The sequence below is a fragment of the Pseudomonas sp. ML2-2023-6 genome (genome assembly GCF_037055265.1).
GTDB classification, from domain to species: domain Bacteria; phylum Pseudomonadota; class Gammaproteobacteria; order Pseudomonadales; family Pseudomonadaceae; genus Aquipseudomonas; species Aquipseudomonas kulmbachensis.
Genome location: NZ_CP146347.1, coordinates 4,186,441 through 4,208,008, shown reverse-complemented (window position 1 = coordinate 4,208,008; position 21,568 = coordinate 4,186,441). Strand labels below are relative to the sequence as shown.

Annotated in this window: 24 protein-coding genes; 13 read left to right on the top strand and 11 right to left on the bottom strand. The window is 58.9% G+C overall.

Going from position 1 to position 21,568, the window contains the following annotated elements; translation table 11 throughout:
* Positions 1 to 235 precede the first annotated feature (235 nt).
* From V6L79_RS19620 to V6L79_RS19600, 5 genes are all read right to left on the bottom strand, one after another.
* Positions 236 to 1,570, bottom strand: a complete 1,335-nt coding sequence (locus tag V6L79_RS19620; RefSeq protein ID WP_261739011.1) for a HAMP domain-containing sensor histidine kinase — start codon at positions 1,568 to 1,570, stop codon at positions 236 to 238.
* A 78-nt stretch (positions 1,571 to 1,648) separates the two neighbouring features.
* Positions 1,649 to 2,077 (bottom strand): Spy/CpxP family protein refolding chaperone, encoded by a 429-nt coding sequence (locus V6L79_RS19615; protein WP_261739010.1) that lies wholly within the window; start codon positions 2,075 to 2,077, stop codon positions 1,649 to 1,651.
* 232 nt (positions 2,078 to 2,309) lie between these two features.
* Positions 2,310 to 2,987, bottom strand: coding sequence for a response regulator transcription factor (locus tag V6L79_RS19610; RefSeq protein WP_261739009.1), 678 nt, complete (start codon positions 2,985 to 2,987; stop codon positions 2,310 to 2,312).
* A gap of 60 nt (positions 2,988 to 3,047) precedes the next feature.
* Positions 3,048 to 3,347 (bottom strand): YciI family protein, encoded by a 300-nt coding sequence (locus tag V6L79_RS19605; RefSeq protein WP_261739008.1) that lies wholly within the window; start codon positions 3,345 to 3,347, stop codon positions 3,048 to 3,050.
* Position 3,348: 1 nt separating this feature from the next.
* On the bottom strand, positions 3,349 to 3,945 hold the full coding sequence (locus tag V6L79_RS19600; protein WP_338579372.1) for a septation protein A: 597 nt from the start codon (positions 3,943 to 3,945) through the stop codon (positions 3,349 to 3,351).
* Positions 3,946 to 4,029: 84 nt separating this feature from the next.
* Between V6L79_RS19600 and V6L79_RS19595 the strand changes: the two genes are divergently transcribed.
* The 8 genes from V6L79_RS19595 to arfB all read left to right on the top strand — a co-directional run bounded on the left by V6L79_RS19595 (position 4,030) and on the right by arfB (position 11,638).
* Positions 4,030 to 4,893, top strand: a complete 864-nt coding sequence (locus tag V6L79_RS19595) for a PHP domain-containing protein (RefSeq protein ID WP_261739006.1) — start codon at positions 4,030 to 4,032, stop codon at positions 4,891 to 4,893.
* Positions 4,894 to 4,906: 13 nt separating this feature from the next.
* Positions 4,907 to 5,539 carry an L-threonylcarbamoyladenylate synthase gene (locus V6L79_RS19590; protein ID WP_261739005.1) on the top strand — a complete coding sequence of 211 codons (633 nt, stop codon included), beginning with the start codon at positions 4,907 to 4,909 and terminating at the stop codon, positions 5,537 to 5,539.
* 128 nt (positions 5,540 to 5,667) lie between these two features.
* A complete protein-coding gene (locus V6L79_RS19585; RefSeq protein WP_321836527.1) occupies positions 5,668 to 6,366 on the top strand; it encodes a ScpA family protein in 699 nt (232 codons plus the stop codon).
* A 12-nt stretch (positions 6,367 to 6,378) separates the two neighbouring features.
* Positions 6,379 to 7,335, top strand: coding sequence for an SMC-Scp complex subunit ScpB (gene scpB / locus V6L79_RS19580; RefSeq protein ID WP_338579371.1), 957 nt, complete (start codon positions 6,379 to 6,381; stop codon positions 7,333 to 7,335).
* A 121-nt stretch (positions 7,336 to 7,456) separates the two neighbouring features.
* Positions 7,457 to 7,648: a DUF1289 domain-containing protein gene (locus V6L79_RS19575; RefSeq protein WP_261739003.1), complete on the top strand. Its 192-nt coding sequence runs from the start codon at positions 7,457 to 7,459 to the stop codon at positions 7,646 to 7,648.
* Positions 7,649 to 7,792: 144 nt separating this feature from the next.
* Positions 7,793 to 8,989, top strand: a complete 1,197-nt coding sequence (gene rluB, locus V6L79_RS19570; protein ID WP_261739002.1) for a 23S rRNA pseudouridine(2605) synthase RluB — start codon at positions 7,793 to 7,795, stop codon at positions 8,987 to 8,989.
* 726 nt (positions 8,990 to 9,715) lie between these two features.
* Positions 9,716 to 11,134, top strand: coding sequence for an amino acid permease (locus tag V6L79_RS19565; protein ID WP_321833969.1), 1,419 nt, complete (start codon positions 9,716 to 9,718; stop codon positions 11,132 to 11,134).
* A gap of 90 nt (positions 11,135 to 11,224) precedes the next feature.
* A complete protein-coding gene (arfB, locus tag V6L79_RS19560) occupies positions 11,225 to 11,638 on the top strand; it encodes an alternative ribosome rescue aminoacyl-tRNA hydrolase ArfB (protein ID WP_261739000.1) in 414 nt (137 codons plus the stop codon).
* 24 nt (positions 11,639 to 11,662) lie between these two features.
* On the opposite strand, the gene V6L79_RS19555 is transcribed toward arfB, so the two are convergent.
* The 6 genes from V6L79_RS19555 to phhA form a co-directional block, all read right to left on the bottom strand.
* A complete protein-coding gene (locus tag V6L79_RS19555) occupies positions 11,663 to 12,850 on the bottom strand; it encodes an MFS transporter (RefSeq protein WP_261738999.1) in 1,188 nt (395 codons plus the stop codon).
* Between the two features lie 35 nt (positions 12,851 to 12,885).
* The gene (locus tag V6L79_RS19550) at positions 12,886 to 13,062 is read right to left on the bottom strand and encodes a hypothetical protein (RefSeq protein ID WP_261738998.1); all 177 of its coding nucleotides are present in this window, start codon (positions 13,060 to 13,062) and stop codon (positions 12,886 to 12,888) included.
* An 87-nt stretch (positions 13,063 to 13,149) separates the two neighbouring features.
* Complete coding sequence (locus tag V6L79_RS19545; protein ID WP_261738997.1) at positions 13,150 to 13,281, bottom strand: hypothetical protein; 132 nt, start codon at positions 13,279 to 13,281, stop codon at positions 13,150 to 13,152.
* Positions 13,282 to 13,586: 305 nt separating this feature from the next.
* Complete coding sequence (locus tag V6L79_RS19540) at positions 13,587 to 14,783, bottom strand: amino acid aminotransferase (protein WP_338579370.1); 1,197 nt, start codon at positions 14,781 to 14,783, stop codon at positions 13,587 to 13,589.
* Positions 14,783 to 15,139 (bottom strand): 4a-hydroxytetrahydrobiopterin dehydratase, encoded by a 357-nt coding sequence (locus V6L79_RS19535; RefSeq protein WP_338579369.1) that lies wholly within the window; start codon positions 15,137 to 15,139, stop codon positions 14,783 to 14,785. The genes V6L79_RS19540 and V6L79_RS19535 overlap by 1 nt, the downstream gene beginning before the upstream one ends.
* A gap of 49 nt (positions 15,140 to 15,188) precedes the next feature.
* On the bottom strand, positions 15,189 to 15,980 hold the full coding sequence (gene phhA, locus V6L79_RS19530) for a phenylalanine 4-monooxygenase (RefSeq protein WP_261738994.1): 792 nt from the start codon (positions 15,978 to 15,980) through the stop codon (positions 15,189 to 15,191).
* A gap of 335 nt (positions 15,981 to 16,315) precedes the next feature.
* Here phhA and V6L79_RS19525 point away from each other — a divergent pair, with 335 nt between their 5' ends.
* From V6L79_RS19525 to V6L79_RS19505, 5 genes are all read left to right on the top strand, one after another.
* On the top strand, positions 16,316 to 17,875 hold the full coding sequence (locus V6L79_RS19525) for a sigma-54-dependent transcriptional regulator (protein ID WP_261738993.1): 1,560 nt from the start codon (positions 16,316 to 16,318) through the stop codon (positions 17,873 to 17,875).
* A 269-nt stretch (positions 17,876 to 18,144) separates the two neighbouring features.
* Positions 18,145 to 18,885, top strand: coding sequence for a flagellar basal body rod protein FlgF (locus V6L79_RS19520; RefSeq protein WP_261738992.1), 741 nt, complete (start codon positions 18,145 to 18,147; stop codon positions 18,883 to 18,885).
* A 45-nt stretch (positions 18,886 to 18,930) separates the two neighbouring features.
* Positions 18,931 to 19,716, top strand: a complete 786-nt coding sequence (gene flgG / locus V6L79_RS19515) for a flagellar basal-body rod protein FlgG (protein ID WP_261738991.1) — start codon at positions 18,931 to 18,933, stop codon at positions 19,714 to 19,716.
* Positions 19,717 to 19,740: 24 nt separating this feature from the next.
* Entirely contained in the window at positions 19,741 to 20,436 is a 696-nt protein-coding gene (gene flgH / locus V6L79_RS19510) for a flagellar basal body L-ring protein FlgH (RefSeq protein ID WP_261738990.1), read from the top strand.
* A 14-nt stretch (positions 20,437 to 20,450) separates the two neighbouring features.
* Positions 20,451 to 21,560 carry a flagellar basal body P-ring protein FlgI gene (locus V6L79_RS19505; RefSeq protein WP_261738989.1) on the top strand — a complete coding sequence of 370 codons (1,110 nt, stop codon included), beginning with the start codon at positions 20,451 to 20,453 and terminating at the stop codon, positions 21,558 to 21,560.
* The last annotated feature ends 8 nt before the right edge of the window (positions 21,561 to 21,568 follow it).

Here is a 21,568-nt window from a genome sequence, read left to right as displayed (position 1 = left end):
TGTTCCAGATCAAGCCCCAGTGGGAGCGAGCCTGCTCGCGAATGATCTTCGCGAGCAGGCTCGCTCCCACGCTTGAAGTATATCTGTAGCCGCTGAGGAGCGAAGCGAGGCTGCGATCGAGGGCGAAGCCGTCGCAAGATGCGTCAGCAAAACCGCGTACTCGGGTTTTACGACTGCTGCGCAGCCGATCGCAGCCTCGCTTCGCTCCTCAGCGGCTACAGAACGTTACAGAGCTTTACAGATTGCCGTTCGGCTCCAGCGGCAACTCCAGAGTGGCAACAAACCCGCCATCCGGGTGATTGCTCAGCACCAGCCGCCCGCCATGGCGTTCTGCCGCACGGCGTGCAATTGCCAGTCCCAGCCCGTGCCCGGCCGCTGTCTGACCGGGAGCGCGGAAGAATGGTTCGCCCAATTGCGTCAGGTACTCCTCAGCAACTCCGGGCCCATGGTCGCGAACCTTGATGGTGATGTGCTCGCCTTCGCGGCCGGCGCTCAGCTCAATCGGCTGGCCGGGCGGGTTGAAGCGCTGCGCGTTGCGCAGCAGGTTATCCACCGCACGTTCGATCATCGTCGGCCAGCCGTTGAGGTTCAACCCCGGCTCGTCATGCAGGTGCACCGGCTGCTCGGGGGCCGCCATCGAAGCGTCTTTTTGCACCGCACTGAGCAGGGCATTCAGTTCGACGGGTTCCGCACTGGCCTGATCGGCATCAACCCTGGCCAGGGCCAGAATTTCGCTGATCAACGACTCCAGTCGGTCGCACTCGCGGGTCAGGCGCGGCCACAGCTTTTCACGCTCCTCGGGCCCGGCGCGTTCGGCCAGGGCCAAGGCGATGCGCAGCCGTGCCAGCGGCGAGCGCAGTTCGTGGGACACGTCGCGCAGCAATTGGCGCTGGCTGCTGATCAGGCTCTGCAGGCGGGCGCCCATGCGGTTGAAGTCGGTGGCCAGCACGCCAAACTCATCACGCCGTGAAGCCAGTCGCGCCAGGCTGTTCTGCTGATAGGTGGTTTGCCCCAGATCATCCACTGCCACGCGCAGGCGGCTCAGTGGGCGGGTGATCGACAGCGTAACCAGCAGGCTGAACAGCGTCAGTACCACCAGCGCAATGCCCAGCGCACTCAGTGGCCAGATCAGGCTTTGGCGATGCCAGGCATCCAGTTCCGGGTGTGGAATGCGATAAATCAGCAGATAGGTTTCAGCAGTTGTGGGGCTGGTGTATTCGACGGTCAGGCGGCGCCACGGCAGTTCCTCCTGGCCCGGATTCTGGCGGGCTTCCCAGGCAGCTGCGCGGCGGGGGAAGGTGCCGCGTACCACGGGGTCGCCACTTTCGTTCAGCACTTGCACATCGATGTGATAGCGACGTTTGCGTTTTTCGAGGAATTCTTGCGCCGCATCGGCGCCTTGGGTTTCGTAGCGCTCCGTCCATTGTTGCGCCAGATTGGCAATTGCGGGGTGACGGGAGAGGATCCAGGCGTCTTGATTGAGCATGTGCCCCAGCAGGATCGACAGCCCTGCGACCAAGGCAATCGCCAGCCAGAAGCTGGCAAGAATGCGCCAAAACAGTGATCGCACGGTAATTCCTCACGAGTCATGGATTAAAACGAGTAAAGCCCAACGGCCAAGGGCCGTTGGGCTTGATGTGCGCGTGGATTATTGCGCTTTTGGAGCTTGCTGTGCTTTCCAGTCTTTGAACTGCTTCCATTCAGCTTGACGCTCGGCGCGTTTCGTTTGCATCTCGTCGAAGCGTTTTTGCTGATCAGGCTTGAGCAAGGCACGGATATCGCTCTGGGTTTTATCGTGCTTGGCTTTCATCTCGTCTTTCAGCGCTTTCTGATCGGCGGCTGGCAGTTTTTCCAGGTATTTCTCGACCAGTTGCTTGCGATCATGCATTTGCTCGCCCATCAACTTGCCGATTTGCTGGCGCTGTTCGCGGCTCAGGTCCAGTTGGCTGTACGGGGCATCGCCGCGGCCGTGTTCACCACCGTGACGTGGGCCCATCGAGCCATCGCCACCAGGCATGGCCATTGCGACGGTTGGCAGTGCTGCAGCAAACATCAAAGCAATTAGAGTCTTGCGCATGGTGTATCTCCTTCGATTACGGTTCCGGTGAATCCGGATGCGCCCAGTTTAGGGAGATCAAGGTCAAGCGCTGTCAGCCATGCGTAAAGCTTTGGTAAAGAGGATTTTGCAGCGGGTTTACATATACGTCCTCTGTGTGGGGACGTCCTGTAGCCGCTGCCGCTGGCTGCGCTGCGCTGCGCTTTTCGAAGCCGGACCTATCGCAGCCCGCGGCAGCGGCTACATGGATAAATCAGGCGCTGTAAAAGTAACCGCGGCTGCGCAGCGCTACGATGCGCGGGCTGCCATCGGGGTGGGGGCCGATTTTTTTGCGCAGGTTGCTGACGTGCATGTCGAGGCTGCGATCGTACAGGGTCAGCTTGCGACCCAGGGCGATTTGCGCCAGTTCCTGCTTATCCAGCGGCTCACCCGGTTGGCGCAACAAGGCTTCGAGAATGCGGCTTTCAGAAACAGTCAGGGTAATGTCGTGCTGGTCGATGGTGGCCACGCCGCGCATCGGGCTGAAACACAGGTCGCCCAGCTCGATCTGGGTGGAGACGGCGGCCGGATGGCTGCGGCGCAGTACCGCGCGCAGGCGGGCGGTCAGCTCACGGGGGTCGCACGGTTTGGCCAGATAGTCATCGGCGCCCAGTTCCAGGCCCAGAATCCGGTCCAGCGGTTCGCCGCGGGCTGACAGCATCAACACCGGCAGGTCCGGGTGGTCGTTGCGTAGTTGCTTGAGCAGCTCAAGGCCGCTGCCGTCGGGAAGCATCACATCCAGAACCACGGCATCGGGGCTGGATTCGGTCAGCGCCTTGCGGGCACTCAGACCGTCGTGGCAAGCGCGAACCTGGAAGCCTTCCTGGCTCAACCAGCTGGCCAGCAGCTCACACAGCTCCTGGTCATCATCTATCAGTAACAGGTCGCTCATGACTTACTCGATTTAGCCGGTGTCGACGTTGTCTACGTCGACCACCGGTAAAGATACAGGTTACGGCAGGACTTGCTTGAACGGCTTGACGCTGACATTGGCATACACGCCAGCGGCAACGAAGGGGTCAGCCGCGGCCCAGGCCTGGGCGTCGATCAGGGACTCGAATTCGGCCACCACCAGGCTGCCGGTAAAGCCGGCAGCGCCCGGATCATTGCTGTCGATGGCCGGGTGCGGGCCAGCCAGCACGATGCGACCTGCCGCTTTAAGCTGTTGCAAACGCTCAAGGTGCGCCGGGCGGGCAGCCAGGCGAGCTTCGAGCGAGTTGGCGACGTCTGTTGCAATAATGGCGTAGAGCATGTCAGTCCTTGGTCTTGGGGATGGTTGGGTCGGTGTCATGCAGATGACGCGACAGGTAGATACCTTGGGCGATCAGGAACAGCACGGTCATGCCCAGGCTACCAAACACTTTAAAGTCGACCCAGATGCTTTGATAGGTGAACGCAACGAACAGGTTGGCAGCGCCGCAGAACAGGAAAAACCCGATCCAGGCCAGGTTCAGGCGGGTCCATACGGCATCCGGCAGGCTCAGTGCGTGCCCCATCATGCGCTTGATCAGCAGTTTGTCGCCGATGAAATGACTACCGGCAAACGCCAGTGCAAACAGCCAGTTCACCACCGGTGCTTTCCACTTGAGGAAGGTTTCGCTGTGGAAAGCCAGGGTAAGGCTGCCGAACAGCAGGCAGGCAACCAGGGTCAGCCATTGGCTTTTTTCGAGTTTGCGCTGCTTGAAAAACAGAATCCCGTAAACCACCAGCGAGCTGGCGATCAACATTGCAGTAGCGCTGTAGATGCCCCCTACCGACAGGCTATGCCCGCCGATTTCGACGATGCGTGGATCGGTTTTATAAACGATGAAAAACAGTAACAGCGGGATGAAGTCGATGAATTGTTTCACAGTGGCAGCCAGAAGCAGGATGTAGCGGCATAATAACAAACATCAATGACAGCGAAAGCGTCAGCTAGAGGTTATTAAATTCCCGTGGAAATTGACTTGCATTGCCATAGCACAGCTTCCGATGGCGCCCTGGCGCCTGCGGTACTGGTCGCGCGTGCGTTCGAGAAAGGTGTGCGAGTCCTGGCCCTGACCGATCACGATACACTTGAAGGCCTTGACGAAGCTCGCGCTGCGGCGCAGGCGTTGAACATGACGCTGATCAACGGCGTTGAATTGTCATGCACCTGGGGTGGGGCCACGATTCATGTGCTCGGCTATGGTTTTGATGTCAATGCTCCGGCGTTGGTCGAGGCGATTGCCAAACTTCATGATGGCCGCTGGCTGCGGGCTGAGGAGATCAGCCGCAAGCTGGCGCTCAAAGGCATGCCCGGCGCGCTTGAAGGCGCGCGAGCCATTCAGCAGGGCTTGGGTGACAGTGGAAACGCCCCGGCCCGGCCGCACTTTGCCGACTACCTGGTCGAGGCTGGCTACGTCAAGGACCGCGCCGAAGCGTTCCGCAAGTGGCTGGGTGCTGGCAAGTTGGGCGACGTCAAACTGCATTGGCCGACCCTTGAAGACACCGTCGCGACCCTGCGAGCAGCGGGCGCTTGGGTCAGCCTGGCGCACCCTTCGCACTATGATTTCACGCGTAGCAAGCGCCGACGGCTGATTGGCGACTATATTCAAGCTGGGGGTCACGCAATTGAAGTGGTCAACGGGCATCAGCCAGCCGAACAGGTTGGCAGCTTGGCGATCCTTGCGCGTGAGTTCGGTCTGCTGGTCAGTGCCGGCAGTGATTTTCATGGCCCAGGAGGTTGGTCCGAGATCGGCGAGTACCGTCCCATCCCGGAAGATCTACCGCCATTGTGGTGTCGATTCAAATATGAGCAACCCACAGCCAACGTCTGAACAGGTAAACACTGTGAGTCAATTTTTCCAGATTCATCCGGAAAACCCACAACCGCGCCTGATCAAACAGGCCGTTGACATCATCAAAAAGGGTGGGGTGGTGATTTATCCCACCGATTCGTCCTACGCCGTGGGTTGCCAGATGGGCGACAAGGGCGCGATCGAACGGATCAAGCGCTTGCGTAACCTGGACGACAAGCACAACTTTACCCTGATGTGCTGCGACCTTTCTCAGTTGGGGCTGTTTGCCAAGGTCGACACCGGCACCTTCCGTTTGCTCAAGGCGCACACGCCGGGGCCTTACACCTTTATTCTCAACGCCACCCGCGAAGTACCGCGCCTGCTGCTGCATCCCAAGCGCCGCACCATTGGTTTGCGGGTGCCGAGCCATCCGATTGCCTTGGCGCTGCTTGAAGAGTTGGGCGAGCCGCTGATGAGCGTCACCCTGATTCTGCCGGGCGAAAGCGAGCCGATGGAAGACCCGTACGAGATCCGCGACGCCCTGGAAAAACAGGTCGACCTGATCATCGATGGCGGTTTTGGCGGCAACAAGGCCTCCACCGTGATCAGTATGGTGGACAGTGGTGATCCCGAAATCGTGCGCGTGGGCTGTGGCGACCCTGAACCCTTTATGGTCGAGGCCTGATGTCTGACGTTCAAGCTCCTGAGGCGGTAGAGGCCCAGGCCGGTGCCCAGCAAGAACTGTCGCTCGCTATGGTCTATGGCCAGGCCGTCATCGAAATGCCGCAAGACCTGTACATCCCGCCGGATGCGCTGGAGGTTTTTCTCGATGCTTTTGAAGGCCCGCTCGATCTGCTGCTGTACCTGATCCGCAAGCAAAACATCGACATCCTCGACATTCCAGTGGCGGAAATTACCCGCCAGTACATGGGATATGTCGAGTTGATGAAAACCGTGCGCCTGGAATTGGCCGCCGAATACCTGGTTATGGCTGCGATGCTGGCCGAGATCAAGTCGCGCATGTTGTTGCCGCGCTCGGTTGCAATCGAAGAGGACGAGGGCGACCCTCGGGCCGAACTGATCCGCCGCCTGCAGCAATATGAGCGGTTCAAGGCTGCTGCTGAAGGGATTGAGGGGCTGAGCCGGGTAGGGCGCGAGGTGTTTGTGCCCAAACTCGACGCGCCCGAGGCGCGGGCGCGCAAGCTGGTGCCGGATGTGGCGCTGGAAGAACTGCTGATGTCGATGGCTGAAGTGTTGCGCCGCACCGACATGTTTGAAAGTCACCAGGTCAGCCGTGAGGCTCTGTCGACCCGCGAACGGATGAGCGACGTGCTCGAACGCCTTAAGGGCGGCGGTTTTGTACCGTTTGTCGAGCTGTTTACCGCCGAAGAAGGCAAGTTGGGCGTGGTCGTGACGTTTATGGCCGTTCTTGAGCTGGTCAAAGAGTCGCTGATCGAATTGGTGCAAAATGAACCCTTCGCGCCGATCCATGTGCGGGCAAGAGCCGAATAAAGAGCTGAAACCATGAATTTGACTGAACCCCGCGAGCTGGCCCCCTTGCTTGAGGCCTTTCTGTTGGCCTCGGGAAAGCCGCAAAGCCTTGAGCGCCTGTTTGAATTGTTTGAAGAAGGCGAGCGCCCGGAACCGCCGGTGTTCAAAAAGGCCCTGGAGCTGTTGCGCAAATCCTGCGATGGCCGGGCGTTTGAGCTCAAGGAGGTGGCCTCGGGCTATCGCCTGCAGATCCGCGAGAAATTCTCACCCTGGATCGGACGCTTGTGGGAAGAGCGCCCGCAGCGCTATTCGCGAGCCATGCTTGAAACCATGGCGCTGATTGCCTATCGCCAGCCTATTACCCGGGGCGAGATTGAAGATGTGCGCGGTGTGGCGGTGAACAGTCATATCGTCAAAACCCTGCTTGAACGTGAGTGGATTCGCGTGGTGGGGTATCGCGACGTGCCGGGCAAGCCCGCGATGTTCGCGACCACCAAGGGCTTTCTCGACCACTTCAACCTCAAAAGCCTCGACGAATTGCCTCCGTTGGCCGAATTGCGCGAGCTGGAGCCAGATCCGATCCTCGATTTTGACGACGCCCCGGTGCCTGCGCATCTTCAGACCCTGGCTGACGAAAGCGCAGAGCCTGAAGAGCCGAAAGACGAAACCAGCTTCCGCACCCTGCTGACGGAACTGGACTCGATGGAAGAAGGTCTTAAAACCGACTTTGATGACTTGTTGCGCGACGCGGCGCCAATTGATGTTCCGGAACCAGAACCAGAACCAGAACCAGAACCGGAACCGGAACCGGAACCAGAGATAGAGGCGCAACCACAACCGCAGCAACCCTCTGCGGCCGAACTGGCCCGCGAGCGCTTGCGCGCAGCCGTTGCTGCGCTTGAGCAGCGATCCGCCTTGAGCGATGAAGAGCTTGAGGCACAGGCGCTAGCCGAAGCCATCGAACAGGAACGCCGCGAGCTGGACGACTGACGCAAAACCTCTGTGGGAGCGAGCCTGCTCGCGATTTGATCGGCGAGGTGTATCTGTGACTGACGTAGCGATCCCATCGCGAGCAGGCTCGCTCCCACAAAAAAGCAATTGAGGTATATCCATGAGTTCACCCAAGGACCCCTGCATCAGTGTCTGCAAGTTTACCGATGACATTTGCATCGGTTGCGGGCGCACCAAAGCTGAAATCAAAGGCTGGAAGAAACTCGGCAAGGATGAAAAACGTGCGGTGCTGGCCGAGTCGGCCCTGCGTTTGCTAGCGCTTGAGGCCACCGGTCGGCGGAAAAAGAAGTAGGAAACCCACTTCGTGACTAGGCTTTGATGCGCAATGGCCAACATCAGCGTATGATTCGCGACCCTCTGGGGCTCTATAGAGCTCCAAGGCCCATTTTTAACACTTCAGGCGCTCGCCTGAATTGACACACCGGGAGGTGCCCAGATGAGTGATCTAGACCCTAAAGACAGCCAGGAAATTGGCCCAGCAGGCGAAAAACTGCAAAAAGTCCTCGCCCGTATTGGCGTTGGCTCGCGTCGCGACGTAGAGAGTTGGATCAGCCAAGGCCGGATCAAGGTCAATGGCAAGGATGCAACCCTGGGTCTGCGCGTAGACCTGCATGACGCCATCTCCATCGATGGCAAGGTGATCAAGCGTGAAGAGGCAGCCGAATCGGTTCGCCGCGTGATCATGTACAACAAACCCGACGGCGAAATCTGCACCCGTGACGACCCTGAAGGCCGTCCGACCGTGTTCGACAAACTGCCGCGTCCAAAAGAAGGCCGCTGGATCAACATCGGCCGTCTGGACATCAACACCACCGGCTTGCTGATGTTCACCACTGACGGTGAATTGGCTAACCGCCTGATGCACCCTTCCTACGAAATGGACCGTGAATACGCGGTACGTGTACGTGGCGAAGTGGACGACGAGATGATCGAGCGCCTCAAGGCCGGCGTTGTGCTGGAAGACGGCCCGGCGCGTTTCACCGACATCAAGCAGGCTCCGGGCGGCGAAGGCTTCAACCATTGGTACCACTGTGTAGTGATGGAAGGCCGTAACCGTGAAGTACGTCGCCTGTGGGAATCCCAGGGCCTGGTGGTCAGCCGTCTGAAGCGCGTGCGTTTCGGTCCGGTGTTCCTCAACTCCGACCTGCCAATGGGTCGCTGGCGCGAAATGAGCCAGTTTGAGGTCGATATCCTCAGCGCTGAAGTTGGCCTGACGCCAGTTGCCATGCCGCAAATGAACGCCAAGAGCAAAGACAAGCTTGAGCGTATGCAGCGTAAATCTTCGCGTCCTGTGGCGCGTACTGATCGTGTTGCACGCACTCTGCGCCCGGCCGAAGGTGCTCCGTTGGCTCCGCGCCCTGCGCGCCAGCCGCACATCGAAGGCGAGCGTCCTGCGCGTCCTGCTCGCGAAGAAGCTGCTCGTCCGGCACGCAAGCCGGCAGGTCGTACTGACCGTGTGCCAGCGGGTCGTGGTGCACCAGTCGCTGAGCGTCCGAGCGAAGTTAACAAGCGTCCAACCAAGCCGAGCCGTTCAGGCCCCAAGCTGGTTGACGATGCACCGTCGGGCAAGCGCCGTGGCGCCCCGGCCGGTTCGGGCCAGCGCCCGGGCTTCGGTCGCCGCAAGCCGCAGTAAGCTTGTAGCGCGCTAAAAAGAACGCCAGCCCCCAGGGGCTGGCGTTTTTTTATACCTGAAAAAAGCCCTGTAGCAGCTGCCGAAGGAACGAGGCTGCGTTCGGCGACGTAGTCGTCGCAAAATCAGATTGCTCGGTGTGCCAGTCAAATCCGGATGTCAGGATTTACGACGGCTGCGCCGCCGAACGCAGCCTCGTTCCTTCGGCAGCTGCTACGGTTAAAAATCTGAGTGGCAAATAATCGTTACAGTCCGTCAATAAATCCATACGAATTCAACCACTTACTGACCTTAAACCGCTAAAAACCGCTCTCTGTAATGAAAATCTTCCGAGTTTTATAGATTTAGGACACTTCCTGCCCGAATGGCGGCTTGTTTCGTCTTGCAATCAGCTGTGTGATGGGATCTTGCCTTCGTGCGGGTGTACAATGCGCCGCGTTTTAACTGTGACTCAATTGCGTACCCGCGCATTTTGTGCCACTCGGTGATATGCCGATTGGCCAAAACATCAAGGCTATCCGCCTTGTTAATTCCGCAATGCCACAAGCGTTGCGGGTTCGATTCCGTCACAGATAAAAACAAACAGGTGACGCATGACTCGTGAAACAACCTTGGATTCCTGGCGTCTGCGCTGGGGTTTGATTTGTGTTGTAGACCCTTCGATCACTGCCTCTGGTGCTCAAGTTACAACGCACTGAATCACATCAAACCTTGTGTGGGACCTTTTCAATGAGTGGAAATACCTCGCATTCGGGCGAGCTTAAACGCGGCCTGAAAAATCGTCATATCCAACTGATAGCCCTCGGTGGCGCGATTGGTACTGGCCTGTTCCTCGGTTCGGCCGGGGTGCTGAAATCGGCCGGCCCGTCAATGATTCTGGGTTATGCGATCTGCGGCTTTATCGCCTTCATGATCATGCGCCAGCTCGGCGAAATGATCGTCGAAGAGCCGGTAGCCGGTTCTTTTAGCCACTTTGCGCATAAATATTGGGGCGGCTTTGCCGGTTTCATGTCGGGCTGGAACTGCTGGGTGCTGTACATCCTGGTGGGTATGTCAGAACTGACCGCTGTCGGTAAATACGTGCACTACTGGTGGCCGGAGATCCCGACCTGGGCCTCGGCAGCTGCCTTTTTCGTCCTGATCAACCTGATTAACCTGACCAACGTCAAAGTGTTTGGCGAGGCCGAATTCTGGTTTGCGATCATCAAGGTTGTGGCGATTGTTGGCATGATTGCTCTGGGCAGCTATCTGCTGGTCAGCGGCACCGGTGGTCCTCAGGCATCGGTCAGCAACCTGTGGGAGCATGGCGGCTTTTTCCCCAACGGGACTACCGGTCTGATCATGGCCATGGCCTTTATCATGTTCTCCTTCGGTGGTCTGGAAATGCTTGGCTTCACCGCCGCAGAAGCCGACAAGCCACGCACCGTGATCCCCAAGGCAATCAATCAGGTGATCTACCGGATCCTGATTTTCTACATCGGTGCCCTGGTGGTCCTGCTGTCGCTGACCCCGTGGGACTCGTTGCTTGAAACCCTCAATGCCGGTGGCGATAGCTACAGCAGCAGCCCGTTCGTGCAAGTGTTCTCGATGCTGGGCAGCAACACCGCTGCGCATATCCTCAACTTTGTGGTCCTGACCGCGGCGTTGTCGGTGTACAACAGCGGTACTTACTGCAACAGCCGCATGTTGCTGGGTATGGCGCAACAGGGCGATGCCCCGAAAGTGCTGGCTAAAATCGACAAGCGCGGTGTGCCGGTCAACTCGATCCTGGCCTCGGCTGCGGTCACGGTGATTGCAGTTCTGCTCAACTACCTGATGCCGCACGATGCGCTGGAACTGCTGATGTCGTTGGTAGTGGCCACGCTGGTGATCAACTGGGCGATGATCAGCTACTCGCACCTCAAGTTCCGCCAGCACATGGATAAAACAGCGCAAACGCCGCTGTTCAAGGCGCTGTGGTATCCGTATGGCAACTACGTTTGCCTGGCATTCGTGGCGTTTATTCTGGTGATCATGTTGTTGATCCCGGGGATTCGTGTGTCGGTCTACGCGATTCCGGTATGGGTGGCCTTTATGTGGATGTGCTTCCTGATCAAGAACAAGCGTGCGCTGCAAGCATCAACAGCGGCTTACAGTTCAGCCAAATAAGCTGAGCGCTGAAATCAACAAACCCGGCCATTGCGCCGGGTTTGTTGTTTGTGGGGTATCCTGCACGCCCTGAAGACGGACCCATTTTTGATGCTGGTAATTTCCAACAACGTGCATATCCCTGATGCCGAGATCGAGCTGACGGCAATCCGTGCCCAGGGAGCGGGCGGGCAGAACGTCAATAAAGTCTCAAGCGCCATGCACTTGCGCTTCGATATCGTTAATTCGTCGCTGCCGCCGTTTTACAAGGAGCGGCTGCTGGCGCTGCGTGACAGCCGGATCACCAGTGATGGTGTGCTGATTCTCAAGGCCCAGCAATATCGCACCCAGGAGCAGAACCGGGCCGATGCACTGGAGCGTTTGGTCGAGTTGATCGTCAGCGCGACCAAGGTCGAGAAAAAACGCCGCCCGACCAAGCCGACCCTGGGTTCGAAAAAGCGTCGCCTGGAATCCAAGACCAAGCGCGGCAGCATCAAGGCTGGGCGGGGCAAGGTGGACTTCTAGAGAGTCCCCCAATCCCCAAAGGCATTAAGTGACTCTCGCTCTCTGCGCCTGGCGATACAGATACACACTGAGCAACAACCCGCTGAGCGCCGCCAGTGCCGCAAACAGAAAGATCGAAGCAAAGCCAAAGCCTGCGGCTACGGCGCCCACCAGCGGCCCGGTGATGCCCAGTGACAGGTCGATAAACAGCGAGTACGCGCCCACCGCTGCACCACGGCTGGAGGCGGGCACCAGGTTGACCGCTTCAACCCCCAGTGCCGGGAACACCAGTGAGAAGCCGAAGCCACTCAAGGCCGCGCCCGCCAGCGCCAGTTCCGGGTTCGGCGCCAACCACAGCAACAGCAGGCCCAGGGTCTCGACGCTCAGGCAGGCAATCGCCACCCGAAAGCCGCCGATACGGTTGATAAAGTTGCCGAATATCAGCCGTGCGCCAATAAAGCTGGCGCCAAACAAGCTCAGGCACAGTACTGCGTTTTCCCAGTGATTAGTTGCGTAGTACAGGGTGATAAAGGTCGCGATGGTGCCAAAGCCGATCGAGCCCAGGGCCAGCCCGGTGCCGTGGGGCAGCACTCGCCCCAGCACATGCAGGAACGGCAAGCGCACACCGCTGACAATGGGCGCGGCCAGTTTTGGCCAGGCCAGCAACACGCCCAGGGCTCCCAGGGCAATGATGCTTGCCCCCAGGCTCCACATGCCCAGATGGCCGACCATCACCACGCCCAATGGCGCGCCAATAGCAATCGCGCCGTAACTGGCGATGCCGTTCCAGGAAATCACCTTGGCGGTATTTTGTGCGCCAACCCGGCCAATGCCCCAGCCGATGGAGCCGGAACCCACCAGGCTTTCCGCGCTGCCCAGCACCAGCCTGCCGATCAACAGGCTGGCAAGGCTCCAGGCCGGCATGCTCGTCAGCCAGGTGGACACCAGCATAAACACACCGCTCAGGCCGCAGCCAGCCAAGCCAATCATCACGGCGCGCTTGCTGCCCCGGGTGTCAATGATGCGGCTGGCGTACGGGCGGCTCAGCAGGGTGGCCAAATACTGCACGCTGATCACCAGCCCGGCGATTACGGTGCCGTAGCCGAGGTGGTTGTGTACGTAACCGGGCAGTACGGCCAGCGGAATGCCGATATTCAAATAGCCGATAAAGGTAAACAGAACAATGGAAACCACTTGTAGTGTGATTGCCATAGGGCGCTGTGTTTCAGGCATGGGGTAGGGGTCCTGCGGGGAGCGGTTGGGGCAGATTACAACGGTGCAACCAATTGTGTCGCGATTAAAGCCGCCAGTGCATTTTCCTGGGTGCCGAAACGCTTGAGCAAGGTTGCTTGTTTTTCGGGGCTTAGGCGTTCCCAGAGGTCGATCATTTTTTCGGCGGTGCCGATCAAAACGCTGGCTTGGGTTTCGCTGAAATTGTCAGTCACGCTTGAATCCGGAATAGGGGGGGTGGAGCGATTGTGTCAGACGGTGTGAAAAACCAGATGCTTTTCGCACCGTCTGATTGCGAACCGTCAGTCTTCGCTGTCGGCCTGGAGGCTTTCTGAAGCCTCGTCCAGTGCGGAGTTTTCGCCACTGGTGTGTTGCGGGATTGGCTGCTGGGTTTCATGCAGGCTTGGGAAGGGGAGGTTTGGGATCTCGTGCATCGTCGCGCTCCTCGCAAGGTGTGTTTAAGTAGCTTGCTAAGGATACAGGACGAAGTGTGACAATTTGTCTTTTTATTGCGTCTGGGGGGATTTGTATCGAGTTTTTCATGCGGCGGCTACAAGGCAAACAAAATCCCCGTAGCAGCTGCCGAAGGAACGAGGCTGCGTCCGGCGACGCAGTCGACGTAAACCCGGTGAACTCGATGTATCTGAAACACCAAGGCTCAATGGTTTTGCGACTGCTGCGCAGCCGGACGCAGCCTCGTTCCTTCGTCAGCTGCTACGGATTTCAGATGTGTCGAAAGTCAGTGAGTACACACCTGCGCAATTGCCTTGGCCAGCAGGCTCAGGCGGGTGCCGTCTACTCCGGCCATGTTGGCGCGACCGGAACCGACCATGTACACGCTGTGTTTCTCGCGCAACAACTGGACTTGCTCCTGAGTCAGGCCGGTGTACGAAAACATCCCGCGTTGCTGATTAATATGCGCGAAGTGCTCAGCCAGCCCGAATGGCGCCAGTGCTTCTACCAGACCGCTGCGCAATTGCGCGATCCGGCTGCGCATGGCTTCCACTTCTTCGATCCACACGCTTTTGAGCTGTGCATCGCCGAGGATCGTCGCCACCACTGCTGCGCCATGATCCGGCGGGTTGGACCACAGGTTGCGCGCCAGATAAGCCAACTGGCTGCGGATGTCCGTCAGCTTTTCGGCATCATGGGCACACACAATCAAGGCGCCGACACGTTCGCGATACAGGCCGAAGTTCTTCGAGCACGAACTGGTGATCAGGACTTCCGGCAGCTCACGGGCAAACAGGCGAGTCGACCAGGCATCTGCTTCCAGTCCATCGCCGAAGCCTTGGTAGGCGAAGTCGATCAACGGCAACAGTTCGCGGCGGCGTACTACGTCCAGTACCTGCAGCCAGTCAGCCTGGGACAGGTCGAACCCGGTCGGGTTGTGGCAGCAAGCGTGCAGCAGCACCACATCGCCTTTTGGCGCGTGTTCCAGCGCTTCGAGCATCGCAGCAACGTTGAGCTTGTTGTCGCTGCCCACGTACGGGTAGTGGCTGATCTTCAGCCCGGCAGCGGCAAAGATGGTTTCATGGATCGGCCAGGTCGGATCGCTCAGCCAGATGCCGCGGCCCGGCAGGCATTGTGCGATAAAGTCGGCGCTCAGGCGCAACGCGCCGGTGCCACCCGGAGTCTGGGTGGCGCCTGCACGTTTGCCCGCCAGCAGGAGCGAGTCCTCACCCAGTACCAGTTCGCTGATCAGTTGCCCAAAACGGCTGTCGCCATGACCGCCGATATAGGTTTTGGTCTGCTGCTGGTCTACCAGGCGCTGTTCGGCCTGTTTGACCGATTGCAAGATCGGCGTCAGGCCATTGGCGTCTTTATAGACGCCCACGCCCAAGTCGAACTTGTCGGGGTTGTTGTCCTGCTGGTAGGCGTCCATCAAACCAAGAATCGGGTCGCCCGGTACCCGACCAATAGCGGCAAAGTGCATTACTTGCGGCCTTCGGCGGTTTTTGCAACTTCGTCAGTGCGCGCGGCCATGATGAAGTCGTTGCGGTGCAGGCCTTTGATCGAGTGGCTCCACCAGGTCACGGTGACCGAGCCCCACTCGGTCAGCAGGCCTGGGTGATGGCCTTCAGCCTCAGCGATTTCGCCCACGGCATTGGTAAAGGCCAGTGCGAACTTGAAATTCTTGAACAGAAAGACCTTTTCCAGCTGCATGACGCTGTCGCGAACTTCGATGTTCCAGTCGGGGATCTGTTTGATCAGCATCGGCAGTTCTTCGTCGCTGACCTGTGGAGCATCGGCGCGGCAGGCTTCGCAGTGGGCTTGGTTCAGTGCGTTCATGGTGGATTCCTGAATTCGGTTTTTATTGATGTAAGTATAAAAAGTCGGGTTAAGCCGCTTTGGGTTTAGGCGCGAACTTTGGCGCGTGCAGGCCCATTGTCATGCCTTTTTCGACCATGCCCATAATGTCTTCGTGGGCCAGGTCAAACAGTCGCTTCAAGTCCGGCAGGACAAAATACAGCGGCTGCAAAATATCGATGCGATACGGCGTGCGCATGGCTTCCAGCGGATCGAACACCTGATGTTCCGGTTCTGACGACAGGCTGTAAACCGTTTCTTTGGGCGATGAAAGAATCCCGCCACCATAAATGCGCTTGCCTTCAGGGGTGTCGACCAGGCCGAACTCGATGGTCATCCAGTACAGGCGGGCCAGATACACGCGCTGTTCCTTGCTCGCTTGCAGCCCCAGCTTGCCGTAGGTGTGGGTGAACTCGGCAAACCACGGGTTGGTCAGCAGCGGGCAATGGCCGAAGATTTCGTGGAAAATATCGGGCTCTTGCAGGTAATCCAGCTCTTCGGGGGTGCGAATAAAGGTCGCTACCGGGAACTGCTTATTGGCCAGCAATTCGAAGAAGGTCTGGAAGGGGATCAGCGCGGGTACGCGGGCAACTTGCCAGCCGGTGGTGGCGCCCAATACCTGATTGATTTCGCTCAGTTGCGGGATTCTGTCGTGGGGCAGGCCAAGCTTCTCGATGCCTTGCATGTACTCAGGGCAGGCGCGGCCTTCCAGCAGTTTCAACTGACGGGTAATCAGCGTGTTCCACACCGCGTGTTCTGCAGGTGTGTAGTCGATAAAGCCATTGGCATCCGGCTCACGGGCGACGTATTTCGTTTGCTTCATGGGGCTCTCCGCAAGGAAATCGTTTTTATTATTCGGCGTTGTTGCGATGCCTTAGTGATACCCCAAGTGATTGCGTCGTACAGCTAGCCTTAAGCCAGTAATGCTGGGATGATGCGTCTAATTCGTAAAGTAATCGTTACGATGTGATGGTTGCTCTGTCATTGCTGAGTAACCGACAGCAAAACTGTCACAAAATCGTGACGATGAAATGCCACTGAAGTAGGAAAACTTCTCTGTGGGAGCGAGCCTGCTCGCGAAAGGCGCTCTTGAGGCCTTCGCGAGCAGGCTCGCTCCCACACTGGATCTCCATTGTTAGTTATTCCCGAGCCCTGCCCATGCGCATCAAAGTCCACTGCCAAAACCGGATTGGCATTCTTCGCGACATTCTCAACCTGTTGGTTGCCTATGGCATCAACGTCAAGCGGGGCGAGGTGGGGGGCGATCAGGGCAATGCGATTTACCTGTACTGCCCAAATTTGATCAACCTGCAATTCCAGGCCCTGCGTCCGAAGTTTGAAACCATCGCCGGTGTATTCGGAGTCAAGCGCGTAGGTTTGATGCCCAGCGAACGCAGGCATATGGAACTCAATGCCTTGCTCGGGGCGCTGGAGTTTCCGGTGTTGTCCATTGATATGGGCGGTTGCATCGTTGCCGCCAACCGTGCCGCCGCGCAGTTGCTCGGGGTTCGTGTCGACGAGGTGCCGGGGATTTCCCTGTCGCGTTACGCCGAAGATTTTGACCTGCCCGAACTGGTACGGGCCAACAAGTCGCGGATCAATGGCTTGCGGGTCAAGATCAAGGGGCTGGTGTATCTGGCGGACATTGCACCGCTGCAACTGGAGCACGATGAAAGCGAGGCGATGGCGGGCGCAGTCCTTACCCTGCACCGCGCTGACCGCGTGGGCGAGCAAATTTACAATGTGCGCAAACAGGAGTTGCGCGGTTTTGACAGTATCTTCCAGAGTTCGAAAGTCATGGCCGCCGTGGTGCGTGAAGCCCGGCGCATGGCGCCGCTGGACGCGCCACTGTTAATAGAAGGCGAAACCGGGACCGGCAAGGAGCTGCTGGCCCGCGCCTGTCACCTGGCCAGCCCCCGTGGCCAGTCGCCATTGATGGCGCTCAACTGTGCTGGCCTGCCCGAGTCGATGGCCGAAACCGAGCTGTTCGGTTATGGCCCCGGAGCGTTTGAAGGGGCGCGCGCCGAAGGCAAACTCGGCCTGCTGGAACTGACAGCGGGCGGTACGTTGTTTCTCGATGGTGTGGGTGAAATGAGCCCGCGTTTGCAGGTCAAACTGTTGCGCTTTTTGCAGGACGGCTGCTTCCGGCGTGTCGGCAGCGATGAAGAGGTGTATCTGGATGTGCGGGTTATGTGCGCCACCCAGGTCGACCTGTCCGAGTTATGTGCCAAAGGTGAGTTCCGCCAGGACCTTTACCACCGGCTCAACGTGCTGTCGCTGCACATCCCGCCGCTGCGTGATTGCCTGGACGGACTTGAGCCTTTGGTCGAGCATTTTCTGGATCAGGCCAGCCGACAAATCGGTTGCCCGCTGCCGCGTCTGGCGCCTGCGGCCATGGATCGCCTGAGCCACTACCACTGGCCGGGCAACGTGCGCCAACTGGAGAACGTGTTGTTTCAGGCGGTTTCGCTGTGTGATGGCGGGATGGTAAAGGCCGAGCATATTCGCTTGCCGGATTACGGCGTTCGCCAGCCGCTGGGTGAGTTTTCGATGGAGGGCGGCCTGGAGCAGATTGTCGGGCGTTTCGAGAAGGCGGTGCTGGAGCAGCTGTATTCCGAGCACCCGAGCAGCCGATTGCTGGGCAAGCGGCTGGGGGTTTCCCACACCACCATCGCCAACAAACTGCGCGAGCACGACATTATCAAGACGAAGCAGTAGAACCGTGGGAGCGTTGTCTGCTCGCGAACGGCCTTCGCGAGCAGGCTCGCTCCCGCAGGTTTTGCGTTGTCTGGCAGACCATGCCTTGCCGCTACCGGCAGAACCCCGCCGTATTTACGTCTTTTCCCTTTCTCGCCTCGTCCGCCAATCTCCCTCCAGCCCGGTCAAACCGGCCTTTCCCACCGTCAAAAAATAGTTGGTGCGCAAATTGCTTTAACCACCGCAGTACAGCGGTGGGCGGCAAGCGTCCGTCAGACAGAGGAAAGACTGTGGACAAGTACCTTTATGTGGCAATGACCGGCGCCAGTCAGAACGCACTGGCGCAAAAGGCGCATGCCAACAATCTGGCGAACATCTCGACCAACGGTTTTCAGCGTGACCTGGAGCAGGCGCGTTCGATGCCGGTGTTTGGCGACAGCTTTCCGGCGCGGGCTTTTGCCCTGACTGAGCGCCCGGCAACCGATTTCAGCCCCGGTGCCATGATCGAGACCGGCCGTGACCTGGATGTGGCCGTGTCCGGCGATGGCTGGCTGGCCGTGCAGGCTCCTGACGGCAGCGAAGCCTATGTGCGCACCGCGAGCATGAACGTGGACGCCCTTGGCATGCTGCGTGCTGGCAATGGCATGCCGATCATGGGTAACGGTGGACCGATTGCGGTGCCGCCCCAGCAGCAGATCGAGGTTGGTCAGGACGGCACCATCAGCATCCGCGCCCAGGGCGAAGGCCCACGCGTCATGGCGCAAGTGGACCGGATCAAGCTGGTCCAGCCGGACTTGAAAACCATGACCAAGGGCCTGGACGGCTTGATCCACACCAGCGACGGCCAGCCTGCTGTGGCAGATGCCAACGTGCGAGTGGTCTCGGGGTTTCTGGAGGCGAGCAACGTCAATGCCGTCGATGAAATGACCTCGGTGCTGGCACTTTCCAAGCAGTTCGAGCTGCACATCAAAATGATGAACACCGCCAAAGAAGACGATCAGGCCATGACTCGCGTCTTGTCCATCAGCTAATTACTTGAACGCAGCGCCGAAAAACCGGCGCGCGAGGAGAGCACCATGCTTCCAGCACTGTGGGTTGCAAAAACCGGTTTGGCTGCACAAGACACCAACCTGACCACCATTTCCAACAACCTGGCCAACGTGTCGACCACCGGTTTCAAACGTGATCGCGCCGAGTTCCAGGATTTGCTCTATCAGATCAAGCGCCAGCCTGGCGCCCAATCGACCCAGGACAGCGAGCTGCCTTCGGGTCTGCAAGTGGGCACCGGGGTGCGCATCGTCGGCACGCAAAAGAACTTTGCCGCTGGTAGCCTGCAAACCACTGATCAGCCATTGGATATGGCGATCAATGGCCGGGGCTTTTTCCAGATCATGCAGCCCGATGGGACTACGGCCTACAGCCGCGACGGTACATTCCACCTGGACTCTAACGGCCAGATCGTCACCGCCAGCGGTTTTGCCCTGGAACCGGCGATTGTGGTGCCTGCCGATGCGCAGACCTTCACCGTAGGCCAGGACGGCACCGTGTCAGTGACGATTGCCGGTAACCCGGCCGCGCAGGTGATCGGCAACGTGCAGACCGCCGACTTTATTAACCCGGCCGGTTTGCAGTCCCAGGGCGGCAACCTGTTCCTGGAAACCGCCTCCAGCGGCGCACCGCAAATTGGTACACCTGGCCTCAACGGTTTTGGTCTGACCATGCAAAGCATGCTGGAGACCTCGAACGTCAGCACCGTGGAAGAAATGGTCAACATGATCACCACTCAGCGCGCCTACGAGATGAACTCAAAAGTGATCTCCACCGCTGACCAGATGTTGTCGTTCGTTACGCAAAACCTGTAATTACGTGAAATAGCGGGAGAGCTCATGAAGCGCTTGTTTTCTGTTCTGGCACTGGGCGCCATTACCTTTGTGGCCGGTTGCGTCAGTCCGCCACCGCGGCCTAACGATCCGTACTACGCCCCTGTACTGCCGCGCACGCCGCTGCCGGCAGCGGCCAACAACGGCTCGATTTACCAGGCCGGTTTCGAGCAGAACCTGTACAGCGACCGCAAGGCGTTCCGCATTGGCGACATCATTACCATCACCCTGAACGAGAAGACCCAGGCGAGCAAAAACGCCAACTCGGCGATCGGTAAAAACAGCAACACCAGCATCGGCCTGACCTCGTTGTTCGGCAGCGGCATGACCACCAATAACCCGCTGGGCGGTGGCGACCTGAGCCTAAACGCCGGTTACAGCGGCAGCCGTGCGACCAAGGGCGACAGCAAGGCCGGGCAGGGCAACAGCCTGACCGGCTCGGTCACTGTGACCGTGGCCGACGTGTTGCCCAATGGCATCATCGCCGTGCGCGGCGAGAAGTGGATGACCCTGAACACGGGTGACGAGCTGGTACGCATTGCCGGTCTGGTGCGGGCGGATGACATCTCCACCGACAACACCGTGTCTTCGACCCGCGTGGCCGATGCGCGCATTACCTATTCGGGGACCGGCTCGTTTGCCGATGCGAGTCAGCCAGGCTGGTTCGACCGCTTCTTCCTTAGCCCGTTGTTTCCTTTTTAGTGATGAACTTCACCATGTCCAACCTCAAGCATTTGCTGGCAGCCGTGTTGCTGTTGTCGACCTCCCTGGGCGCCCATGCCGAGCGGTTGAAAGACATCGCCAGCATTTCTGGCGTGCGCTCCAACCAATTGATTGGTTATGGCCTGGTGGTCGGGTTGAATGGTACGGGCGACCAGACCACGCAAACCCCGTTCACCCTGCAGACCTTCAACAACATGTTGTCGCAGTTCGGGATCAAGGTGCCGCCGGGCTCGGGCAATGTGCAGCTCAAAAACGTTGCGGCAGTGTCGATCAGCGCCGATCTGCCCGCATTTGCCAAGCCGGGGCAGGTGATCGATATCACCGTGTCCTCGATCGGCAACTCCAAAAGCCTGCGCGGCGGCACGCTGCTGCTGACACCGCTCAAGGGTATCGATGGCAATGTGTATGCGGTCGCCCAGGGCAACCTGGTGGTTGGCGGCTTTGACGCCGAAGGCCGCGACGGCTCGAAAATCACCGTCAACGTTCCGTCTGCCGGGCGCATTCCGGGTGGTGCATCGGTTGAACGAGCAGTGCCGAGTGGTTTCAATCAGGGCAACAGCCTGACTTTGAACCTCAACCGTTCGGACTTCACCACGGCCAAGCGGGTAGTGGACAAGATCAACGACCTGCTCGGCCCTGGCGTAGCACAAGCGATTGATGGCGGTTCGATTCGCGTGACTGCGCCGCTGGACCCAAGCCAGCGTGTCGATTACCTGTCGATCCTGGAAAACCTTGAAGTCGATCCGGGGCAGGCGGTGGCCAAGGTCATCATCAACTCGCGCACCGGCACTATCGTGATCGGCCAGAACGTCAAGGTTTCGCCAGCTGCGGTGACTCACGGCAGCCTGACCGTGACCATCACCGAAGACCCTATCGTCAGCCAGCCGGGCCCATTGTCCAATGGTGAGACGGCCGTGGTGCCGCGCTCGCGCCTTAACGCCCAGCAGGAAGCCAAGCCAATGTTCAAGTTTGGCCCGGGCACTACGCTGGATGAAATCGTGCGTGCGGTGAATCAAGTGGGTGCGGCGCCAGGGGACTTGATGGCGATTCTCGAAGCGCTGAAGCAGGCTGGCGCCCTGCAAGCCGACCTGATCGTGATCTGAGGCCGACG

Coding starts and splice junctions, on each gene's coding strand:
- V6L79_RS19615 (WP_261739010.1), bottom strand. CDS start 2,077: ATGCGCAAGACTCTAATTGCTTTGATGTTTGCTGCAGCACTGCCAACC.
- V6L79_RS19610 (WP_261739009.1), bottom strand. CDS start 2,987: ATGAGCGACCTGTTACTGATAGATGATGACCAGGAGCTGTGTGAGCTG.
- V6L79_RS19605 (WP_261739008.1), bottom strand. CDS start 3,347: ATGCTCTACGCCATTATTGCAACAGACGTCGCCAACTCGCTCGAAGCT.
- scpB (WP_338579371.1), top strand. CDS start 6,379: ATGAATTTGACTGAACCCCGCGAGCTGGCCCCCTTGCTTGAGGCCTTT.
- V6L79_RS19575 (WP_261739003.1), top strand. CDS start 7,457: ATGAGTTCACCCAAGGACCCCTGCATCAGTGTCTGCAAGTTTACCGAT.
- rluB (WP_261739002.1), top strand. CDS start 7,793: ATGAGTGATCTAGACCCTAAAGACAGCCAGGAAATTGGCCCAGCAGGC.
- V6L79_RS19565 (WP_321833969.1), top strand. CDS start 9,716: ATGAGTGGAAATACCTCGCATTCGGGCGAGCTTAAACGCGGCCTGAAA.
- arfB (WP_261739000.1), top strand. CDS start 11,225: ATGCTGGTAATTTCCAACAACGTGCATATCCCTGATGCCGAGATCGAG.
- V6L79_RS19555 (WP_261738999.1), bottom strand. CDS start 12,850: ATGCCTGAAACACAGCGCCCTATGGCAATCACACTACAAGTGGTTTCC.
- V6L79_RS19545 (WP_261738997.1), bottom strand. CDS start 13,281: ATGCACGAGATCCCAAACCTCCCCTTCCCAAGCCTGCATGAAACCCAG.
- V6L79_RS19540 (WP_338579370.1), bottom strand. CDS start 14,783: ATGCACTTTGCCGCTATTGGTCGGGTACCGGGCGACCCGATTCTTGGT.
- V6L79_RS19535 (WP_338579369.1), bottom strand. CDS start 15,139: ATGAACGCACTGAACCAAGCCCACTGCGAAGCCTGCCGCGCCGATGCT.
- phhA (WP_261738994.1), bottom strand. CDS start 15,980: ATGAAGCAAACGAAATACGTCGCCCGTGAGCCGGATGCCAATGGCTTT.
- V6L79_RS19525 (WP_261738993.1), top strand. CDS start 16,316: ATGCGCATCAAAGTCCACTGCCAAAACCGGATTGGCATTCTTCGCGAC.
- flgG (WP_261738991.1), top strand. CDS start 18,931: ATGCTTCCAGCACTGTGGGTTGCAAAAACCGGTTTGGCTGCACAAGAC.
- flgH (WP_261738990.1), top strand. CDS start 19,741: ATGAAGCGCTTGTTTTCTGTTCTGGCACTGGGCGCCATTACCTTTGTG.
- V6L79_RS19505 (WP_261738989.1), top strand. CDS start 20,451: ATGTCCAACCTCAAGCATTTGCTGGCAGCCGTGTTGCTGTTGTCGACC.